This window comes from Agarivorans sp. (assembly GCF_050295395.1).
Classification (GTDB): domain Bacteria; phylum Pseudomonadota; class Gammaproteobacteria; order Enterobacterales; family Celerinatantimonadaceae; genus Agarivorans.
Genome location: NZ_JBNKPP010000016.1, coordinates 1 through 19769, shown reverse-complemented (window position 1 = coordinate 19769; position 19769 = coordinate 1). Strand labels below are relative to the sequence as shown.

At 47.4% G+C, this 19769-nt stretch carries 21 protein-coding genes; 12 read left to right on the top strand and 9 right to left on the bottom strand.

All coding sequences use genetic code 11. The annotated features are described in order from the left end of the window. From ftsY to ftsX, 3 genes are all read left to right on the top strand, one after another. The coding region (ftsY, locus tag ACQY6Q_RS00850) for a signal recognition particle-docking protein FtsY (protein WP_427976745.1) at window positions 1-854 on the top strand (854 nt) is incomplete at its 5' end. 34 nt (window positions 855-888) lie between these two features. Then, window positions 889-1569, top strand: a complete 681-nt coding sequence (gene ftsE, locus ACQY6Q_RS00845; protein ID WP_427976743.1) for a cell division ATP-binding protein FtsE — start codon at window positions 889-891, stop codon at window positions 1567-1569. Next, window positions 1569-2528, top strand: coding sequence for a permease-like cell division protein FtsX (gene ftsX / locus ACQY6Q_RS00840; protein ID WP_427976741.1), 960 nt, complete (start codon window positions 1569-1571; stop codon window positions 2526-2528). Before ftsE ends, ftsX begins: the two co-directional genes overlap by 1 nt. Window positions 2529-2532: 4 nt before the next feature. Here ftsX and ACQY6Q_RS00835 read toward each other — a convergent pair whose 3' ends face one another. The 6 genes from ACQY6Q_RS00835 to cobA form a co-directional block, all read right to left on the bottom strand. Next, complete coding sequence (locus ACQY6Q_RS00835) at window positions 2533-3882, bottom strand: MATE family efflux transporter (RefSeq protein WP_427976738.1); 1350 nt, start codon at window positions 3880-3882, stop codon at window positions 2533-2535. Window positions 3883-3972: 90 nt separating this feature from the next. Then, window positions 3973-5772, bottom strand: coding sequence for a protein kinase domain-containing protein (locus tag ACQY6Q_RS00830; RefSeq protein WP_427976736.1), 1800 nt, complete (start codon window positions 5770-5772; stop codon window positions 3973-3975). Between the two features lie 38 nt (window positions 5773-5810). Continuing rightward, on the bottom strand, window positions 5811-7277 hold the full coding sequence (locus ACQY6Q_RS00825) for a NarK family nitrate/nitrite MFS transporter (protein ID WP_427976734.1): 1467 nt from the start codon (window positions 7275-7277) through the stop codon (window positions 5811-5813). An 84-nt stretch (window positions 7278-7361) separates the two neighbouring features. Further along, on the bottom strand, window positions 7362-7703 hold the full coding sequence (nirD, locus tag ACQY6Q_RS00820) for a nitrite reductase (NAD(P)H) small subunit family protein (RefSeq protein ID WP_427976732.1): 342 nt from the start codon (window positions 7701-7703) through the stop codon (window positions 7362-7364). Window positions 7704-7717: 14 nt separating this feature from the next. Beyond that, window positions 7718-10267 (bottom strand): nitrite reductase large subunit NirB, encoded by a 2550-nt coding sequence (gene nirB, locus ACQY6Q_RS00815; protein ID WP_427976729.1) that lies wholly within the window; start codon window positions 10265-10267, stop codon window positions 7718-7720. A 10-nt stretch (window positions 10268-10277) separates the two neighbouring features. Then, window positions 10278-11126, bottom strand: coding sequence for a uroporphyrinogen-III C-methyltransferase (gene cobA / locus ACQY6Q_RS00810; RefSeq protein WP_427976726.1), 849 nt, complete (start codon window positions 11124-11126; stop codon window positions 10278-10280). Between the two features lie 345 nt (window positions 11127-11471). Between cobA and rpoH the strand changes: the two genes are divergently transcribed. Then, window positions 11472-12320, top strand: a complete 849-nt coding sequence (gene rpoH, locus ACQY6Q_RS00805; RefSeq protein WP_427976724.1) for an RNA polymerase sigma factor RpoH — start codon at window positions 11472-11474, stop codon at window positions 12318-12320. Window positions 12321-12417: 97 nt separating this feature from the next. After that, complete coding sequence (locus ACQY6Q_RS00800; RefSeq protein WP_427976721.1) at window positions 12418-12900, top strand: DUF4357 domain-containing protein; 483 nt, start codon at window positions 12418-12420, stop codon at window positions 12898-12900. Window positions 12901-12958: 58 nt separating this feature from the next. Here the strand turns inward: ACQY6Q_RS00800 and ald are convergent, their stop codons facing one another. Continuing rightward, the gene (gene ald / locus ACQY6Q_RS00795; protein WP_427976719.1) at window positions 12959-14074 is read right to left on the bottom strand and encodes an alanine dehydrogenase; all 1116 of its coding nucleotides are present in this window, start codon (window positions 14072-14074) and stop codon (window positions 12959-12961) included. Window positions 14075-14261: 187 nt separating this feature from the next. Here ald and ACQY6Q_RS00790 point away from each other — a divergent pair, with 187 nt between their 5' ends. Together ACQY6Q_RS00790 and glpX are read left to right on the top strand one after the other, a co-directional pair. Further along, on the top strand, window positions 14262-14849 hold the full coding sequence (locus ACQY6Q_RS00790) for a DUF4202 domain-containing protein (protein WP_427976716.1): 588 nt from the start codon (window positions 14262-14264) through the stop codon (window positions 14847-14849). Window positions 14850-14921: 72 nt separating this feature from the next. Beyond that, window positions 14922-15929, top strand: coding sequence for a class II fructose-bisphosphatase (gene glpX, locus ACQY6Q_RS00785; RefSeq protein ID WP_427976713.1), 1008 nt, complete (start codon window positions 14922-14924; stop codon window positions 15927-15929). Window positions 15930-15970: 41 nt separating this feature from the next. Here glpX and ACQY6Q_RS00780 read toward each other — a convergent pair whose 3' ends face one another. Further along, window positions 15971-16345 (bottom strand): acetyl-CoA sensor PanZ family protein, encoded by a 375-nt coding sequence (locus ACQY6Q_RS00780; protein ID WP_427976710.1) that lies wholly within the window; start codon window positions 16343-16345, stop codon window positions 15971-15973. A 17-nt stretch (window positions 16346-16362) separates the two neighbouring features. Further along, complete coding sequence (locus tag ACQY6Q_RS00775; RefSeq protein WP_427976707.1) at window positions 16363-16785, bottom strand: hypothetical protein; 423 nt, start codon at window positions 16783-16785, stop codon at window positions 16363-16365. A 353-nt stretch (window positions 16786-17138) separates the two neighbouring features. Here ACQY6Q_RS00775 and ACQY6Q_RS00770 point away from each other — a divergent pair, with 353 nt between their 5' ends. The 5 genes from ACQY6Q_RS00770 to ACQY6Q_RS00750 form a co-directional block, all read left to right on the top strand. Continuing rightward, entirely contained in the window at window positions 17139-17672 is a 534-nt protein-coding gene (locus ACQY6Q_RS00770; RefSeq protein ID WP_427976705.1) for a GspH/FimT family pseudopilin, read from the top strand. Then, window positions 17641-18159, top strand: a complete 519-nt coding sequence (gene pilV, locus ACQY6Q_RS00765) for a type IV pilus modification protein PilV (RefSeq protein WP_427976702.1) — start codon at window positions 17641-17643, stop codon at window positions 18157-18159. Before ACQY6Q_RS00770 ends, pilV begins: the two co-directional genes overlap by 32 nt. Further along, window positions 18147-18917 carry a PilW family protein gene (locus ACQY6Q_RS00760; RefSeq protein ID WP_427976700.1) on the top strand — a complete coding sequence of 257 codons (771 nt, stop codon included), beginning with the start codon at window positions 18147-18149 and terminating at the stop codon, window positions 18915-18917. The genes pilV and ACQY6Q_RS00760 overlap by 13 nt, the downstream gene beginning before the upstream one ends. Continuing rightward, the gene (locus ACQY6Q_RS00755) at window positions 18917-19426 is read left to right on the top strand and encodes a pilus assembly PilX family protein (RefSeq protein ID WP_427976697.1); all 510 of its coding nucleotides are present in this window, start codon (window positions 18917-18919) and stop codon (window positions 19424-19426) included. Before ACQY6Q_RS00760 ends, ACQY6Q_RS00755 begins: the two co-directional genes overlap by 1 nt. Window positions 19427-19430: 4 nt before the next feature. Next, window positions 19431-19769, top strand: a 339-nt coding sequence (locus ACQY6Q_RS00750; protein ID WP_427976694.1) for a type IV pilin protein, incomplete at its 3' end; no start/stop codon positions are given.

Below are 19769 nucleotides of genomic sequence, written 5' to 3'. Positions count from 1 at the left end.
AGGGGCGCAAGATCGACGATGAGCTTTTTGAAGAGTTAGAAGAACAACTGCTAGTGGCCGATGTTGGGGTGGATACCACGCTAAAAATTATCGAGCAGTTAAGTAGTCATGTGAAACGCAGTGAGCTCAAAGACGGTGAAGCACTCTATCAGCAGCTTAAGTTAGACATGGGCGCCCTACTTAAACAGGTTGAGGCACCCTTGGATGTTAGCCGCAGTGAAGGGCCGTTTGTTATTCTAATGGTTGGCGTAAATGGTGTGGGTAAAACCACCACCATTGGTAAGCTGGCCAAGCAATACCAAAGCCAAGGCAAGTCGGTGATGTTAGCGGCGGGAGATACCTTTAGAGCCGCGGCGGTTGAACAATTGCAGGTATGGGGTGAGCGTAACCAAATCCCGGTGATTGCACAGCATACCGGGGCCGATAGTGCCTCGGTAATTTTTGATGCTTTTCAAGCTGCTAAGTCACGAAATATCGATGTATTGATTGCCGACACCGCTGGACGCTTGCAGAATAAAGCGCACTTAATGGAAGAGCTAAAGAAAATTGTTCGAGTAATGAAGAAGTTGGACGATGCTGCTCCCCATGAAGTCATGTTAACCATTGACGCTAGCACCGGCCAAAATGCGATTAGTCAGGCAAACTTGTTTAATCAGGCGGTGGGGCTAAGTGGCTTAACTCTCACCAAGCTCGATGGTACAGCTAAGGGTGGGGTGATTTTTGCTCTGGCCGATAAGTTTGCCTTGCCGATCCGTTATATTGGTGTGGGTGAGGGAATTGACGACCTACGAGAGTTTGAAGCTCAGGCCTTCGTTGATGCCTTATTCAGTCAGGAAGAGAGTGACGAAGCGTAATTAAGTAAATGCACTAGCCAGAAAAGGTCGATGAATGATCCGTTTTGAACAAGTGAGTAAGGTGTATCCTGGTAGCCAACGCGCCTTACAAAAAGTGTCGTTTCAACTTGCCCATGGAAAAATGGCATTTTTAACCGGCCATTCTGGCGCTGGCAAGAGTACCTTGCTTAAACTGATTACTGCTATGGAACGCCCTAGTGATGGCAAGGTATGGGTGAATGGGGACGACATCAGCCGAATTAGCCATCGCAAAATACCTTACTTACGCCGCCAAATGGGCGTGATCTTTCAAGACCACAAATTGCTCATGGATCGTACGGTATTTGATAACGTAGCGCTGCCCTTGGTGATTGAAGGTTACAGCATGCACAACATTAAACGTCGAGTGGCTGCAGCCTTAGATAAGGTGGGTTTGCTCGACAAAGCCAAATGTACCCCAGTGAGCCTCTCTGGCGGTGAACAGCAGCGGGTGGGTATTGCTCGAGCGGTGGTGAATAAACCCTCTATTTTGATTGCCGACGAGCCCACCGGTAATCTTGACCCGGCCTTGTCGTTAGAAATCTTTCGTTTGTTTGAAGAGTTTAACCGGGTCGGAGTGGCGGTGCTCATTGCCAGCCACGACTTGAGTCTGATAGCCAAAATGCATTATCAACGCTTGGTATTAAGCAACGGCCAGCTGTTAGACAGCGCAGTTCAGGCTCAGGAGGCGCGATAATGGTGGGAGCAAAGCCGCAAGTGAAGGTGAGTTTTTCGGTGCGTTTCATGATGTTTTGGGTGCGCCATCTACAGCAGTGTATTGCCAGCCTTGGCGAGTTATGGCGCACGCCAGCGAGCTCCCTATTAACCATAGCGGTAATTGGTGTATGTTTAGCCTTGCCGTCGAGCTTCTATTTGGCGACAAAAAATATTCAACAGCTCACCAATTATTGGAAGAGTGATAGCCAAATCAGCCTGTTCCTTCGTCAAGACATTAGTCCGCAGCAGCGTGATGCCTTGCAGCAAAATATTGCTAGTATGGAGCAGGTAGCCAGTGTAGAGCTAGTGACCAAGCAACAAGGTTTGGAAGAGTTTCAACAAACCAGCGGCTTTGAAGATGTACTCACCTTATTGCCAGAGAATCCCTTACCCGATGTATTATTAGTACAACCCAGCGCCGACTTTAACAGTGCCGGCGCGGCTAAAATTCTGCTGGAAAGTTTGCAGCAGCACAGTTTAGTGGATGAAGGCCGTTTAGACATAGAATGGCTAGAGCGCTTAGATACCATGGTGTCGATGTTTCAGCAGGCTGCATGGTTGCTGATTTTGCTATTGTTGAGCGCGGTAGTCTTAATCATTAGTAATACTCTGCGTTTAAACATTCTTAACCGCCGTAATGAAATTGAAGTGATGAAGTTGGTTGGCGCTACCGATGCTTTTATTCAGCGGCCGTTTCTTTATACCGGTTTTTGGTTTGGTATTGTTGGCGGGCTAATGGCCTGGGTATTGGGCAACATCCTGCTGATCTGGACTGAATATGCCTTACAACAAGTGGGCTTGTTGTATCAGCAGGATATTTACCTATCTGGCTTGGATTTCCGTGAATTTGGTTTGCTGATGCTATTTGCCACCTTACTGGGCTTAATTGCCTCTTGGTTTTCGGTGCATCGCCATATCAAAGAAATTGAACCCAGTTAGTGATTTAGTCGGGAGCGAGTTTTCGCTTCCAGGCTCCACTCTTCCAGCGACGCCAGTTAATTTGGCTGCGAATGAATTCATCCAGCACCCCTGCTAATAAAATAGCGTAAAGACCCAGCCCCCAGTAAATGCCCAATAAGTAAGCCAAGGGTACCGAAAATAGCCAAGTTACGGCAATGGCGTTGCCAGTAACATAAATGGCATCACCGCAGCCACGTAATACATTACCGCTAATAATGTTGACTGCCCGGCAGGGCTCGTTGATGCTGTGAATCAGACACACTATTACCCCCAAACCCAGTACTTCAGGGTTGTCGGTGAAGATCCCCAATAGCGGTTGGTGAAATAGATAAATGAGGCTAGCTACTACTGCTACTGCACTTAAGCCCCATCGCAGCCCTTGGCGCATCTGTTGATGGCATTCTTCAAATTTGCCCGCCCCGGCCAATTGGGTAACTAGCATGGTATTGGCCACCCCTAAGGCAATCAATAACATGGTGCAATAAACGTAAATATTTAAGGCATAAATACGAATGGTGATGGCCGCCTCACCCAACTGCACTATCATTAGATTCATCACCATGACAAAGCTCTGATAAGAAAAGGGTTCGAGGGCTGAAGGCACGGCAATTTTAAGGATGGGCGTTAAGGTTTTGCTCGGCTGTTTGATTGCCTCTAGCAATGGCAAACGTACTTTTATCAGTAGTATTACGACTAATAAATTAAAGCTTAAGCTTAGTACCCAAGCAATTAGGCTCGCGATGGCTACGCCGGTAACTCCCAGTGGTGTTACGCCAAACCAGCCCAGCACCAATACGCCATTACCGATGACATTGCTAACTAACATCACTGCCGCCGATATGGTATTCCAATGCGACTGTCCGTAGCTGTTGCAGATATTGGCGAGGGTCATTCTTAAGCCCATGAAGCCAATGGCGGAGCCGGCTATAACCAGATATTCAGTCGCCATTGCATGCATGTTGCTGGGCAGGCTCATCCAGCGACCAATATTGCCGGCTTGGCTAAGAAAAAATAGCCCACAAAGTAGCCCGGTAATTAGGCTTAATATGACTAAACCGGCCAGTATCAGGTTGGCGCGTGAGTAATTTTGTTTGCCCATGTATTGCGAGGCGAGACTCGCTCCGGCAATGCCGGTGGCGGCAAAAAAAACAATGGCCATAGAAAACCACGGCATCACTGCACCCACCGATGCGGCGGCTTGATCAGACACCTGACTAAGAAATAAGGCGTCTAGCACCGGCACCGACATGTTTAAAGCGAATTCACCAAATATCGGTAAGGCCATACCGAACAGGCCTTTTTCTAAGGTTTTACTTTTGGGGGTTGACGACATGCTAACCACAAACTAGCAGAAAAGTGCGCTTATAGTAGGCACTTAGGAGGGAGCAGGCTTTTACGTAAGTTGGTTTTTAATTAATGAAAATTAGCTAAATTGTCGATAACTCAGCCACAGTATTATTAACAACAATATTACGCAGCTTGACTGCCAAAAACGTACTGGGTTGCGCTCAATTAAAGGTTTGCCTTGGTGGTTTAGGCGTAGTTTTGGATTGGCATGTTGCATATCATGCAGCAGCTCCGATAGGCTTTGATAGCGCTGTTGTGGCTTGGCTTGGCAGCCATGCTCTAGAGCTGCGTCTAACCAGTCTGGTAAATCGTTGCGAAACTGTTGAATGGTTTGGTAATGCCAATCAGCATAATGGCGTCGAGCTATTTGTTGGCGGTTGGCCTGCTTAAAAGGCAACTTCCCAGATAACATTTCATAGGCGATAACGGCAAAGGAAAATATGTCGCTGCGGTGATGACCGGTTTCACCCAGTAGGTACTCGGGTGCGATATATTGCACGGAGCCAACGGGAGCCGTATTGGTTTGGCTTTGCTCCAGTTGTTCGGCTGACAGTACGGTTCCAAAATCCACCAGTTTTAGCTGTTCATTGGCGCTGATAATGATGTTTTCCGGTTTTAGATCTCGGTGTACCATTTCGTAACGGCGCAAGGTGCGTAGGGCTTTGGCCAGCTTTTGTAGCAGCCTTAATACCTGAGTTAGTGGAGGATGGGGGTGCTGCTCCATCCATTGGCGTAGGGTAATACCCGGAACATATTCTGCAACTATGTAGCGAAAACGACGATGCTGCTGAGGCTCAAAGGTTCGCATGATATAAGGACTATTCACGACTCGACCCACCCATTCTTCTCGGGCGAAACCGGTCATATAATCTTGGTCATCTGCCATGTTGGCATCTGGCGCTTTAAGGATTTTGACCCGGCCTTGTTGTTGAGCAAGTTGATTCAGTTCTTCCACTAAGTAGACATGGCTGCGCGGACTACTATGAATAACTTCACAAACCCGATAATGGTCAATCTTATTACCCACCGACATGACCGGGGGAATGGGCAAATTGAGTAACTGGGCACGGCTTTCATCTAACTCGGCTAGCGCTACATTATCAATGCTAACTAACATGGCGCTGATGTTATCGTCGCTTCCCGCTAGCTCGGCAGCCTTAACCATGGTCTGGGCTTGCTGCTCTAAGCTAGTAAAGTTGCCTTGTAACAGGGTTTTTAACTGTTGCTCGCTGAGGGCGTCGTGTAGGCCATCACTACTAAGTAGATACAAATCCCCTGGTTCAATGTCACAGCTTGAATAGTCGAGCTCTAGGCTGGAATCGACTCCCATCGCTCGGGTGAGGTGGTTTTTTTGGTTACCGCGAATTTGCACATGATCGCGAGTGAGCTGGCGCAGAGTATTGCCGCGTAAGCGGTAAATTCGACTATCACCAACATGGAATAAGTGAGCTTGCCGAGATTTAACAATTAAAGCTGACAAGGTGCAGGCATAGGATCCAGTTTGCTGGCCTTGTTGAAATAACCAGTTGTTCAAGGACTTAGCGACTTGAGCTGCCGATTTATTGACAGACCAACTCTCTGGTGTGGCGTAATAGTCCTCTACGAATTGAGTTACAGAGATATGGGCGGCCATTTTAGCGTGCTCGGCACTGCTCAAACCATCGGCTAATACCGCCACAATCCCCTTGTAATAACGAGCCCAAGATGTTGGCACTTTGGCAACACAAGCGTCTTGATTTTCTGCTTTGGGACCACAAATGGAGGCGCCCCCAAAGGACGCCTCCAATTTGCTGCTAGCGACAGAGGGTGCTTTTTCGCTGTGGCTAACTTGCTTGCTATCCGTCGCAATTGCGGCGGATGTTGCTGGTTCTAACACTCGGTTTCTTTCCTTAAACTGGGTTCAAGCTGAGTTAGTTAGCTAACACTGATTAGCGTAACTTCGCCATCAGGGCCCACTTCAGCGATGCTTCCTTTAGGCTCTTCTAGTAACAGTAGGGTAACAAAGCCAAGTATGGCTGTTGCGCCAATCACATAAAAAAAGCTTTGGTAGCTGACTAGACTGAGTACGGTGAGGTAAAAGACCGCACCAACGTTTCCGTATGCCCCTGTCATCCCGGCAATTTGTCCGGTTAAACGACGTTTGATTAGCGGCACGGCCGCAAACACCGCGCCTTCACCTGCTTGTACAAAAAAGGAGCAGGCCATGGCCATTGCTACCGCCAAAAACAGTGGCCAAGTACCGTCAATCTGACCCATGCCAAAGTAACCCAAGGCAAGCCCTGCGGTGAGTATTAACAAGGTTTTTTTGCGACCAAAACGGTCGGAAATCCAGCCGCCACCAGGGCGCGAAGCTAGGTTCATAAATGCGTAAGCCGAAGCGAGCAAACCGGCATACACCATGTCGAGTTTAAATACCTCACTAAAAAATAGCGGCAGCATTGACACTACAGCGAGTTCTGAGCCAAACGTGGCAAAGTACAAGACGTTGAGTACCGCAACTTGTTTAAATTTGTACTTTTCGATGTCAGCGACCGGCTTTACAAACAGGTTTTTATTAACTTGATAAGTTTTCCAAAAATCCAAAGCGTAAAGGGCAATCAAAGCAAGGTAACAGGAGTAAACCAGCTCTTGGCTAAGCATTTTCACCCCAGCTGGAGAAAGTTTCCAGGCTAACAAGGCCAAGGTCGCGTACATCGGCAGTTTCATGATGAGCAATAACGCCAAATCGGCTTTGCTGGTGACTTCCATTGCTCCGACATTTTTGGGTTTAAAATAGGTAGAACCCTTAGGCGTATCGCTGCTGTTTTTGTAGTAAATAATACTAAATAGCAGGCTGAGTACGCCCGTTGCGGCAACCGCATAGCGCCAGCCATCTTCGCCACCAAAGATCAATGCAAGGCTGGGCAGTAACATGGCGGCAGCGGCGCTACCAAAGTTGCCCCAGCCGCCATAAATACCTTCTGCCGTGCCAAGCTCTTTGGCGGGAAACCATTCCGATACCATACGAATGCCGATGACGAAACCCGCGCCAATAAAGCCTAGTAGAAAGCGTGCTATTGCCGCCTGCTCAAAACTATTGGCAAAAGCGAACATGAAACAGGGGAGGGAGCAAACAGCCAGCAAACATGAATAAGTAAGGCGAGGGCCAAACCTATCGGTGAACATGCCAATTACAATTCGGGCTGGAATGGTTAAAGCCACATTGAGTATCAATAAGGTTTTTATTTGGCTGGGTGTTAAGCCTAGGCTATTCGCTATGCTGGCCATTAATGGCGCATGGTTGAACCAGACCAAAAAGGTGATGAAAAAAGCCATCCAGCTCATGTGGAGTATCTTCATTTTCCCGCTAAAGGAAAATAAGTTAAAGCGTTCTGCACTCATAATGATGTCTCAAAAACAGTAAAGAGGTGTAGACCACGCCGAAAGCCGACGTGGTCAGTTTGTTATTATTGGTGGAAATTAGCGCTAAGCGGCGACTTTGATGCTGTCACCTTCTACTTTTACCTTATAGGTAGGAATGCTGACGCTCTCGTCATCAAGGCAGCGTCCGGTGGCGAGGCTAAAACGCTGCTTGTAAAGCGGTGAGGCGACCATTAACTCGCCTTGGTAATCACCAATGATGCCGCGTGATAACATGTTGACTTTGCCAAAGGGGCAATAGTTACTTAAGGCAAAGATCTGATCACTTAGGCCTTCCCAAAAAATGGCAATTTGTTGGCCTTTGACTAAGGCGCAGACGCCGGTGCCAGGGCTAAGCTGCGATTTGCGACAGACTTCGGTCCAGGTTTCAGTTGCTAGTTCACTCATCATCACTCTCCTTGTTAGCGAGCTGCTACGATTTCAATGCTGTTAATACGTTCTTCTTCGGTGGCGGGACGGCGCTGGCCTCGCTCTCGAACGTACTGAAGGTTGCTGTCTGGTTCGGCAGCATTAATAAACTGGCGGAAGCGCTGTAGTTTCTTTTGGTCGTTAATGGTGGCTTTCCATTCACATTGATAGCTTTCAACCACGTGATTCATGCCGGCCTCGAGTTCTTCGCAGATCCCCAGTTTGTCTTCAATCACCACCTGTTTAAGGTAGGCTAAACCGCCTTCTAGATTTTCTAACCACACCGAGGTGCGTTGTAAGCGGTCGGCTGTGCGCACATAGAACATTAATACTCGGTCGATGTAGCGCATTAGGGTGACGTCGTCCAAGTCGGTAGCGAATAAATCGGCGTGTCGAGGGCGCATACCACCGTTACCACAAACATACAGACCCCAACCGCCCTCTGTTGCAATAACACCAATATCTTTACTCTGTGCTTCAGCGCACTCACGAGTACACCCTGACACACCAAACTTAATTTTGTGTGGAGCTCGTAGCCCCTTGTAACGATTTTCTAAGAGAATGGCCATGCCTACGCTGTCTTGTACACCATAGCGACACCAAGTGGAGCCCACGCAGGATTTAACGGTACGTAAGGATTTGCCATAGGCATGTCCGGTTTCAAAGCCGGCATCAATTAACTTGGCCCATATTTGTGGTAGTTCGTGTAGCTGGGCGCCAAATAGGTCAACCCGCTGACCACCGGTAATTTTGGTGTAGAGATCGAACTCTTTTGCTACTTGGCCTAATACAATCAGTTTGTCAGGGGTAATTTCGCCTCCGGCAATCCGTGGTACTACCGAGTAAGTGCCGTCTTTTTGCATGTTTCCTAGGAAGATATCGTTGGTATCTTGCAGGGCGATATGCTCATCTTTAAGAATGTAGTCATTCCAGAAGGTAGCTAGAATAGAGCCAATAGCGGGCTTACAAATTTCGCAGCCGTGCCCCTTTCCGTGTTCTTTAATGAGCTGCGCAAAGGTTTTGATTTTCTTCACCCGCACGATGTCGGCGAGTTCGGCGCGAGAATAGGCGAAGTGCTCACAGATATCATTGCTGACTTCAACCCCGAGGTTGGCTAACTCGGCATTCATTACCTGCACTGCGAGGGCGCTACAACCACCACAACCCGTGGCGGCACCAGTGGTGGCTTTAATATCGGCCATGCTGGTAGCTCCGTCACGCACTGCTTGGCAAATTTGCCCTTTGGTCACGTCATAACAAGAACAGATTTGTGCACTGTCGGGAAGCGCATCCACTCCCATGGCGCTAGCCGCGCCCTCTTCACTAGAGGGGACTAATAAGTATTCCGGGGCCACCGGCAGTGGCATGTCATTTAAGAACAGCTGTAGCCAAGCGCCGTAATCCTCGGCATCACCCACTAGTACTGCACCGAGCAAACGGTCACCGGCGGCGTTGGTCACCACTTTTTTGTATACCTGACGCGCTTCGTCGCTCAAACTGTAACTTAATGCCCCTTCGCTGCTGGCATGGGCATCACCAATACTGGCTACGTCTACGCCCATCAGCTTGAGTTTGGTGCTCATGTCGGCGCCGGTGAAGAGTTTGCTTTGTTCACCGGCGATGTGGTCTACCGCGACCTTGGCCATGCTATAACCCGGTGCCACCAAGCCGAAGATTTTGCCCTGCCATAGTGCACATTCACCAATCGCATAGATGTCGGGATCAGAGGTTTGGCACTGATCATTGATGACGATGCCTCCTCTAGGGCCCAGCTCCAGACCGGTTTCTCTGGCGAGTTGATCCTGCGGTCGAATGCCGGCAGAGAACAAAATCATATCGGTATCTAAGCAGCTGCCGTCGGCGAAGTTCATGCGGTAGCGAGTGGTTTCTCCGGCCACAATTTCTTGGGTATTTTTTTCGGTATGTACCTGTACCCCTAGCTCTTCAATCTTGGTGCGAAGGATTGCTCCGCCGCCATCACAGACTTGTACCGCCATTAAACGCGGGGCAAATTCCACCACATGGGTTTGCATGCCTAAATCTTTCAGCGCTTTAGCGGCTTCTAGACCAAGTAAACCTCCACCCACAACGACGCCGATTTTGGAATTTTCAGCAGACTTGGTCATAGCTTCTAAGTCTTCAATGGTCCGATAAACCAGAATATTTTCTTGAGCACTTTGGTCATCTGGGCGTGGGATGGGGGGCACAAAGGGATAGGAACCGGTGGCCAATACTAGTTTGTCGTAATGCTCACGTCGTCCACTTGCAGTCACGATCAGTTTTTCTTGAGTGAGGATCTCTACTACCTTGTCATTAACAAAATACTGCACACCGTGTTCGTCGTAATACTCCGGTGAGGTCATCATCAAGTCTTCGGCACTTTTTCCCGAAAAGTAGCTAGAGAGTTGCACTCGGTCGTAGGCTAAACGAGATTCTTCACTGAAGGTGGTAACTTGCACTTGGCTTAACTTATCTTGCTGTATTAGTTGCTCAATAAAATGGTGGCCTACCATGCCGTTGCCGATAACAATAATACGTTCCATGTACTCTCTCCTATGCGCTTAACGCGGCACTATTTTCTAATTCAATTTGATCCTGCTGGTGAGCTAAGTTGCTTAACCAGTCGAGTTGCTCGCGCAGTGAGACCACTTCACCAATTACAATTAATGTAGGGGACTGTAATTGATGCTCACTGGCGAGCGTAGGTAACTGGTGTAGCTGGCCACTCACCACGCGTTGTTGGCTGTGGCAACCATTCTCAATGAGTGCGGCTGGGGTATGGCCATTCTTTCCAAAATGTTGAAGTTGCTGGCTAATCTCCGGCAAACTGCTTAAGCCCATGTAAAACACCAAGGTATGGTCGAGTTGTGCTAACTGAGCCCAATCAATATCGAGTTTGCCGTCTTGTTTATGTCCGGTGATAAAGCTGCAGCCGGTAGCGAGTCCTCGGTGGGTGAGGGGGATCCCTGCGTAGCTGGTACAGCCTGAAGCTGCGGTAATACCGGGAATCACACGAGCCGGTACATTATGTTGATGCAGCACCTGTAACTCTTCACTACCGCGGCCAAATACAAAAGGGTCTCCGCCTTTAAGGCGGCAGATACGTAAACCTTGTTTGGCCTTATCTACCATGAATAAGTTGAGTTGCTGTTGTGGAATACAGTGATTAGCCTTGGCTTTACCGACATAAATCGACTTAGTTCCCGCTGGGATCAAGGCCAAGATCTCTTGGCTCACCAAGCGGTCGTATAGCACTAAATCAGCCTGTTCGATGCTGCGCAGTGCTTTTAAGGTGAGGAGTTCTGGGTCACCAGGGCCAGCACCTACTAGATCCACCACCGCAGCATTTGTAGGCTGTATGCTAGGCTTTTGCGGTGCTTGGCTAATTCTTTGTATGCTCATTTGAAACTCTCGCAGTAACTTATGCCAAGTCTCACGCAATCATGGTGCCAGTAGCCGAAAAACTCGATAAACTTGATTTAAATCATTTTTTATCAATGGCTTAGAAATTTTTGTTGGTTTTTAAGTGAACCGCGCTCTGTTACTCCTAAAGGGTTAAGTTGCACCTGTTTGGTAAAAACACGCACCTTGAATGTGCTAAAAACTGTGAACTATATTTGGTTTATGGGTTCATATATAAGGGTTGCTGTGAACTAGCTTGGATGGCTTACTATCAGCGATATAGGGGTTAGATCTTGGCCATTGGCTATGCTAGACTCAGCGACTAGGTTATTTTTAGAGGTTGATATGGATCAAGTAAATGCATCTATGGCGTTAGTCCCGCAAGGGAGCATTGAAGCCTATATTCAATCAGTTAATCGGGTTGAGATGCTCACCCCTGAGCGTGAGAAAGAGCTTGCCACTCGTTTACACGACGAAGGTGACTTAACTGCAGCTCGTGAACTCGTTATGTCACATCTGCGTTTCGTTGTGCACGTGGCGAAAAACTATGCCGGTTATGGCTTACCTCAGGCCGATTTAATTCAAGAAGGCAATGTTGGCTTGATGAAAGCCGTTAAACGCTTCGACCCAAATGTGGGTGTGCGTTTGGTTTCTTTTGCTGTGCATTGGATCAAAGCTGAGATCCACGAATACGTATTACGTAACTGGCGCATGGTGAAAATTGCTACCACTAAAGCACAACGTAAATTGTTCTTTAATTTGCGTAAGTCGAAAAAGCGTTTGGGCTGGTTTAGTCAAGACGAAGTCAATATGGTGGCAGAGAATCTTGGCGTAAGCACTAAAGACGTGATGGAAATGGAATCACGTATGAGTGCTCAGGATCAAGCTTTTGATCTGGCTTCTGATGACGACGAGCGCGAAGGCAGCTTTGCGCCAATCCAGTACTTAGAAGATAAGTCTTCTGATGTCGCTCAGTATGTTGAAAAAGAAAACTGGGAAGTGGCGGCTGCTAATCGTTTACGCGCAGCACTGGCTACTTTAGACGAGCGTAATGCCTATATTGTGCAACGTCGCTGGTTGGATGAAGATAAAGCCACCTTGCAAGAGTTGGCCGATCATTATCAAGTGTCTGCGGAACGCATCAGGCAGTTAGAAAAAAATGCCATGAAGAAGCTAAAAGCAGCCATGGAATAAAACATCTTAAAAACCTCGCCTAGCGAGGTTTTTTTATATTCAAATTTGCCTCTTGCTTGTGTTAAATTTGCACAAACTTAGTAACTTGTGGTCTGACATGGACGGTCCTTTCGAACTCTCTAAAGTTAACTTTGTCATTGATGGTGACGGACATAAAACCGCTGCTATTCTGCCTATAGAGCTCTATCAGCAATTGTTATCCTTGCGTGAATTAGTGCTCGAAAGCGGCTCACAAAGCATTTCTGCCGAATACACTTTTAGCGTGAAACAAGCGGTGGCTCATGGCTACCCCACTGGCGCTAAAAATAAGCCGGGTTTTATGGTGGTAAAAGGCTCAACCGCTAATGGTGGCGGCGCAGAATCGTTACGTCCTGCGGTGCTCGCGCTTCGTGAACAGCTATTAGCAGAGCATGTATTGTGCCGCCAGGGCAATGAGTATGAATTTATGCGTGACTATCAGTTTTCTAGCCCCAGCTCTGCTGCCTGCTTAATTGCCGGTAATGCACGCAGTGGTTTAGATGCTTGGTTGGATAAATGGGGCAGAAGCTTGAAAGATAGAGGTTACGGCAAAAAGCGCTAGCCTTAGCATGCAAATAAAAAAAGAGCGCTTGGCGCTCTTTTTTGCTGTTAGCTTCCACTTAAGCCAATAAGCTCATTGGATCAACTGCTTCAAGGCCCAAGGCTTCAGCCACTTCAGGACGAGTTAACTGGCCATGCATGACATTTAAGCCATTGCGTAGGTGCTCATCGTCTAACAAGGCCTGCTTATAACCTTTATTGGCTAAGGTAATGATGTAAGGCAGAGTGGCGTTGTTTAGTGCCATAGTTGAAGTGCGCGCGACCCCACCGGGCATGTTGGCCACGCAGTAGTGAACCACATCATCCACAATGTAAATCGGATCTTGGTGAGTGGTGGCCTTCGAGGTTTCAGCACAGCCGCCTTGGTCGATAGCAACGTCAACGATGGCACTGCCGCTCTTCATTTTTTTAACCATTTCTTTGGTGATCAGTTTGGGGGCTGCGGCACCGGGTAACAGTACCCCTCCAATCACTAGGTCGGCATCGAGAACGTGCTGTTCGATACTGCTAGCGGTTGAATAAACGGTTTTTAACTGGCCGTGGAACTCGGCATCGATGCTACGTAATACATCGATATTGCGGTCTAGAATCACCACATCGGCGCCCATGCCTACAGCCATTTGCGCAGCGTTGCGACCTACCATGCCGCCACCAACAATGGTCACTTTAGCGGGCTCTACCCCCGGTACTCCACCTAATAATAAGCCCCGACCACCTTTGGATTTCTCAAGCGCTAATGCACCAGCTTGAATTGCCATTCGACCGGCCACTTCCGACATTGGGGCTAACAAGGGTAAGCCACCGCGTGGGCTAGTGACGGTTTCATAGGCCACACATACTGCGCCAGACTTGAGTAAGTCTTGGGTTTGTTCTGGGTCGGGAGCTAGGTGGAGGTAGGTAAACAGTAGTTGGTCTTCACGCAGCATGGCGCGCTCTGCCGCTTGAGGTTCTTTCACTTTTACGATCATATCTGCGCTGGCAAATACCTCGTCTGCGTTACTGGCAATGCTTGCGCCAACGGCTTGATAGTCTTGGTCACTAAAGCCAATGCCGGCACCCGCTTGGGTTTCAACCATGACTTTATGGCCAAGTTGTACGAGTTCATTGACACTGGCGGGGGTCATTCCTACACGGTATTCGTGATTTTTTATTTCCTTTGGTACACCGATCAACATAGCGATTAACTCCTTTTATACTATATGTGTTGGTCATATATGCCGCTCTTAAGTTTAATGTATAGTCAAATTAACTGAGAGTGCAATAGTTTTTTAGTGTAAGAGTCTGTGTTGTTTTTGGCGTTTCGGTAGGATATGTTGTGCTCTTGTTAAGAGTTAAAACAAAGTTATGGGAAAAGCGCAAATCATGCAGCAAAATATTCTGAATCAGGTTTTAAACGATATCGACCAATTTAACCTTAATGACCCTAATCGACAGTTTGATGAGTTGGGAAATGTCCACCCTAAAGAATTTTTGTATGGGAAACGGATGTCGAATTGCCTGCATGATTTCATGTTGTCGCCGCCTGCTCAGCTGCAAATCGCCGCGCGGGCACAGCACATTGGGCGTTGGTTATCGCCACGCTCGGATTATCCCGAGGGGCGCGCCGGCTATTTGAAATGGCGTAAGGATTTAGGCAGTAAACATGCCGAACTTTGCGCCGATATCATGCGTAAATACCAGCTCGATGAAGCGCAGATAGAAGCCACTTGCAGTTTGCTGCGTAAAGAGAAGCTGAAAAAAAATCCGCTTACTCAAGCCTTAGAAGATGTGATTTGCTTGGTTTTTCTTAAGTATTACTTTCTTGAGTTCGCCAATAAACATGAGCAAGCAAAGGTGATTAGCATCGTGCAAAAAACTTGGGCAAAGATGTCCGCCGAAGGGCAGAAAGCCGCTTTAGAGCTGGAATTACCGGCACCGGCATTGCGTTTAGTGGAACAGGCCCTGGCTTAAGCGAGTAAGCTGAACAAAACATAATAGTGTGTTAGAATTCGCCACGTTTTTTTAGTTAATTAGGCGTATCTAATGAGAAGAGATCTAGCATTTCGTTTTTCCCGTGTTACTGAAGCCGCTGCTTTAGCCGGTTATAAGTGGTTGGGCCGTGGCGATAAAAATGTAGCGGACAACGCAGCAGTAGAAGCCATGCGTATTATGCTGAATGACATGGATATCGATGGCGAAGTCGTGATTGGCGAAGGCGAAATTGATGATGCGCCGATGCTATATATTGGTGAGCATGTGGGTACTGGTGGCGAAGCCGTTGATATTGCGGTTGATCCCATCGAAGGTACTCGAATGACCGCAATGGGCCAAAACAATGCCGTAGCCGTGCTAGCGGTGGGTGAGAAAGGCGCATTCCTGCGTGCTCCAGATATGTACATGGAAAAGTTAGTGGTAGGGCCAAATGCTAAAGGCTGTATTGACCTAAACCTGTCACTTGAGCACAACATTAAGCAAACGGCTGCCGCTTTAGGTAAAGATCTTCGCGATATGACCGTGATTACGTTAGCTAAACCCCGTCATGACGCGGTAATTGCTGAAATGCAAAAGCTAGGCGTTCGAGTATTTGCTATTCCTGATGGTGATGTGGCAGCTTCAGTTCTCGCTTGTATGCCTTTATCTGAAGTTGACATGATGTATTGTGTTGGTGGAGCTCCTGAAGGGGTGATTTCTGCGGCGGTGATTCGAGCCTTAGGTGGCGATATGCAAGGTCGGTTGATTCCTCGTAATCAAGTGAAAGAAGATAACGCCGAGAACCAGCGGATAGCGGCTGACGAAATTCGTCGTTGTGAAGAGCAAAACATTCAGGTGAATAGTGTGCTGCAACTACACGAATTGGCGAAGAATGATAATGTTATTTTTTCGGCCACCGGCATCACTAAGGGCGATTTACTGGAAGGTATAAACCGCAAGGATAATATTGCTACCACCGAAACCTTGTTGGTTCGTGGTAAAACCCGCACCATCCGTAAAATTCAATCTACCCATTATTTAGATAGAAAGAATGACGAGCTAAAAGCCATCATTTTATAAGTCATTACTAGTGAGAAAGGCCAGAGTTTGCTCTGGCTTTTTTATAGCTCAAATACCTGTTGGTTATTTAAACCTAAGTGACTGTAAAAACTCAGAGTGGCGGCTTGATTGCTAGCCGGAAAGGCTAGACGACTTAACTGGCGCTGCGCCGATAATTGCAGCAATTGTTGAAACATATACAGACCTACTCCTCGGCGACGGGTGATGTCTCTCACTGCAAAACGCCGAATGGTTAACTGCGGAGAGTAACTCTCTACCACACAATAGGCGACCACCCTTTGATTGAATACACAGTAGTATAGCTGGCCTGCCTGCTGCCATTGTTGCCACTGTTGTTCATTCACCGAGGGTGCAATTTTACTGAGGTCGGCCGCATGCTTAGGCCAAGCTGAGGCGGCTTGAAAAGATAAACGCATGGTTTATTGCTCGTAGTTTAAGAGACGTCTGAAAGAGGTGTCTCGGTGATTTGTTCAATATCTAAGCTATGCCAATCCTTAAGAAATGCCCGTGACTCTTGATGGATCACTCTTAGTGAATTTTTTAGTTGCTCGTTGAGTAAATCTAAGTCTTGGTTGGCTAGTTGGTTTAGGGTATAGCTCAAATCATAAATTAAGGGGCTTAAATCAAACAGGTTATTGGGCTGGATATTTCGCTTGTGGTGCGGTTGGGTTTGGCGTTTTCGCCAAGTGCTAAAGGCAACTAAAAACAAGTGAATTAATTGTCGTGACTCTCGACAATCCAAGCACGACTGCCTAACCCACCAAGGGGCAGTGCCTTTGATAAATGCAATACACTCACTGACTACATTATTGACGTAGTTATCATCAACATAGCTGGGAACGGATTGAAGCTTCATAAACCAAGTGTTTGATTAAAAGGTAAATTTAGATTACACATTTTGTCTCGGCAAACCAATACTTTTCATCACTCAATAATAGGATATTGCTAACTAATTTTGTGCCTAATTCACCCTTAGATGTTAAGTATATGATTGTAGTACAAAAGTGAAAATCTTCATTTTGGTAGAACAAAATATGATACCTGTCAACTATTGATGGTTTGCTTATTGTTTATACAGTTTGGCTTTGTAACAATGTCGCGCTAATTGATTGATTTGTTATGAGCTTATCGCCGATAACCTTGATTTTTTGGATTCAAAGAACAGGCGAGTTAGGCGTTCTCAGTTATGGATAACATGGGGTTCTTTGAGTGCTTAAGCGAGCGGCTAAGGTTGAGGGTTTTACTTTAATTGAGTTGATGATTGCAGTGGCAATTTTAGTCATTGTATTAGTCATAGCGGTGCCTTCATTACAAGGTTTTATTCAAGACAATAAACAGAAAGTGACACGTGACTTGCTAGCGAATAGTTTGATGGTGGCTCAGCAAGAAGCCATTCGCAGTAATTTATCCACTTATGTTTGTCCTACCTCCAGCGGTACCAGCTGTGAAGCCGCATGGGGAGCAAATATCGGCTGGTTGGTATTTCGTGATGACGACCGTAACGCTACCTTGAGCGACCCTTCGCAGATTATTGCTAGCTACCCTAAATCTAAAGCCGCAAAGATCAACTTCAGCGCCACTGGTAGCTCTAGTCCTTTGTTACGTTTTTTTCCTACAGGTCATGCCTTAGCTGGAGTGCTAACGGTGTGCGCGCCTTCCAATGACTACCAAGACCAACGAATTTCAGTGACCCGCATGGGGAGGATTGAGTATGCAACGCCATCCAATAGCTACTGCCCATAAGCAGCAGGGTTTTACGCTGATTGAGTTATTGATTGCGGTAGTGATTGTTTCTATTGGCCTGTTGGGGCACGCCGCACTGCAAATTCAATCGGTGAATACTGCCCAACAGGCACGCTTTGCCCAAACGGCCAATGTGGCGATGCTAGACATCGTGCAGCGCTTTAGCAGCATGCCGCAGGCCGCATTAGATGGTGAATATGATGCGAGTAATTTAAGTGATGGGGCTGCTCCGTTTACCTCCGTGCCAAATTGTGCAACCCAAGCCTGTAGCCGAGTTGAGCTAGCACAATATGAGATTAGTGATTGGTTTAGTAGCCACAGTGAATACATACCACAGCTGCGTTTTTCGATTGCCCATAATGCTAATTTGGTCACAGTTACCATGACTTGGGATGCCAATTTATCGGGCTCGGGAGTAGAGAATTGCGCTAGCGATAGCAGCGGTGCTAGCCACCAATGTAGTGAGGTTGCGGTATGGCTAAGATAAGTAACCAACAAGGTTTTGGCCTTGTTGAGTTGATGATTGCCCTTATGCTATCACTGGTGGTGGTGGCGGGATTGTATGCGGCTTTTATTGGCGACCAAAAAAGTTATGAACTGACCCGAGCTAGCCATTTGCTGGTGAATAAAAATCGCATGAGCATACAAACCATGCGTTTGTATATACAGCAAGCAGGTTTTCGCGATTATAACCAACTCTATCAAAATACCTTATTACCAGTGGTACCGGTGGCCGATACCTTGGGCTTCACTTGGGATGAGGCGCAGATGCTGCAGGGCTTGGAAAACCAGACGACTTACCCTGGCGCTAAAGCCGATACCGATGTGGTAGCGCTACGCTTTTATGGTGCGGCTGCGCCAAATGCCAGTCTTTATGCCTGTGATGGCTCTGAAGTCGCCGCCGATACGGTATTAACTATGGTCTTTTTCATCTCTGCCAGCGATCAGTTAGTTTGCCGCGACCCCAGTGGCGATACGGTATTTGACCAAGATATCGACAATTTACAGCTTTTGTATGCCAGTGCTGACAATAATTTTCGTTATTTTAAAGCCAGCGAGGTGACGGATTGGACTCAGATTAATCGAGTTAAAATCGGTTTGTTAGTTACGCAAGACGTCGCCATGGGCAGTTTAAGCCGCGATCATAAATATTCAGTGTTAGATGAAGATATAACAGTTAATGATAAAAAACTGCGCCAAGCGGTCAGTGAAACGGTGATGTTGCTGAATCGGGGAGTCTCTTAGTGCGAAACAATAAACAGCAGGGCATGGCCTTAATCATGTCTTTGGTGATGGTGCTTATCGTTGCCTTGATCGGCGTAGCCATTGCGCAGCAAGTGATCAGTGGCAGAAAAAATTCAGCAGTCTATCAAGATCATGCCACTAGTTTCGTGCGTGCCACTTCGGGGATTAACGAAGCTGAGTTTGTGGTGCGTCGTGAAGCCTATGCTCCTGCTGCCCGATTAAATCCCAATACCGCCAATAATTTATTGGCCGATCAGTTTGAAAGTGATAACTGGTGGCAAAACGATGCCAAATGGGTGGCGGCTAATAAACTGGTGAATGTGACGAATGCTGCGGGCAATAACCTACAAGGGCAGCCACGTTACATTATTGAAGATGCCGGTGTTGATGCTGGCTTAGTAATGGGGCTAAAGGTTCCTAAGCGGCGTTTTGTGCGCATTACCGCGCGGGCCGAGGGCGAGGGTGGTGCGGTCAGCTATTTACAATCTTATGTGGCATTCATGGAGTAACAAGGTGAAGAAACAAGCAGGTTTTACCTTAATTGAGCTAATGATTGTGGTGGCCATTGTGGCCATTTTGGCGGCGGTGGCTTATCCCAGCTATTTAAGCCATGTGCAAACCACCCGTCGTGAAGAAGCCAAGCGAACCTTGCTGGAAGCGGGGCAAACCATGGAAGCGTATTACGCCATGAATATGTCATACAGTGGGGCTGTGAGTGGGGCGACTGTTTCGATTTATAGTCCGGGGCCTGATTTCTCGGATTATTATACTTTGAGCGCCAGTGGAGTGAGCGCTTCAGCTTATACCCTTACCGCTAGTCCTAAAGGAGCACAGGCTGGCGATAGTTGTGGT

Bases quoted from the DNA above. Each gene is read 5' to 3' on its own strand.
- ACQY6Q_RS00775 (WP_427976707.1), bottom strand. From the start codon at position 16,785: ATGAAGCTTCAATCCGTTCCCAGCTATGTTGATGATAACTACGTCAAT.
- ACQY6Q_RS00780 (WP_427976710.1), bottom strand. From the start codon at position 16,345: ATGCGTTTATCTTTTCAAGCCGCCTCAGCTTGGCCTAAGCATGCGGCC.
- ftsX (WP_427976741.1), top strand. From the start codon at position 1,569: ATGGTGGGAGCAAAGCCGCAAGTGAAGGTGAGTTTTTCGGTGCGTTTC.
- ACQY6Q_RS00835 (WP_427976738.1), bottom strand. From the start codon at position 3,882: ATGTCGTCAACCCCCAAAAGTAAAACCTTAGAAAAAGGCCTGTTCGGT.
- glpX (WP_427976713.1), top strand. From the start codon at position 14,922: ATGAGAAGAGATCTAGCATTTCGTTTTTCCCGTGTTACTGAAGCCGCT.
- ACQY6Q_RS00760 (WP_427976700.1), top strand. From the start codon at position 18,147: ATGGCTAAGATAAGTAACCAACAAGGTTTTGGCCTTGTTGAGTTGATG.
- ACQY6Q_RS00790 (WP_427976716.1), top strand. From the start codon at position 14,262: ATGCAGCAAAATATTCTGAATCAGGTTTTAAACGATATCGACCAATTT.
- ACQY6Q_RS00800 (WP_427976721.1), top strand. From the start codon at position 12,418: ATGGACGGTCCTTTCGAACTCTCTAAAGTTAACTTTGTCATTGATGGT.
- rpoH (WP_427976724.1), top strand. From the start codon at position 11,472: ATGGATCAAGTAAATGCATCTATGGCGTTAGTCCCGCAAGGGAGCATT.
- cobA (WP_427976726.1), bottom strand. From the start codon at position 11,126: ATGAGCATACAAAGAATTAGCCAAGCACCGCAAAAGCCTAGCATACAG.
- ACQY6Q_RS00825 (WP_427976734.1), bottom strand. From the start codon at position 7,277: ATGAGTGCAGAACGCTTTAACTTATTTTCCTTTAGCGGGAAAATGAAG.
- ftsE (WP_427976743.1), top strand. From the start codon at position 889: ATGATCCGTTTTGAACAAGTGAGTAAGGTGTATCCTGGTAGCCAACGC.
- ald (WP_427976719.1), bottom strand. From the start codon at position 14,074: ATGTTGATCGGTGTACCAAAGGAAATAAAAAATCACGAATACCGTGTA.
- nirB (WP_427976729.1), bottom strand. From the start codon at position 10,267: ATGGAACGTATTATTGTTATCGGCAACGGCATGGTAGGCCACCATTTT.
- nirD (WP_427976732.1), bottom strand. From the start codon at position 7,703: ATGAGTGAACTAGCAACTGAAACCTGGACCGAAGTCTGTCGCAAATCG.
- pilV (WP_427976702.1), top strand. From the start codon at position 17,641: ATGCAACGCCATCCAATAGCTACTGCCCATAAGCAGCAGGGTTTTACG.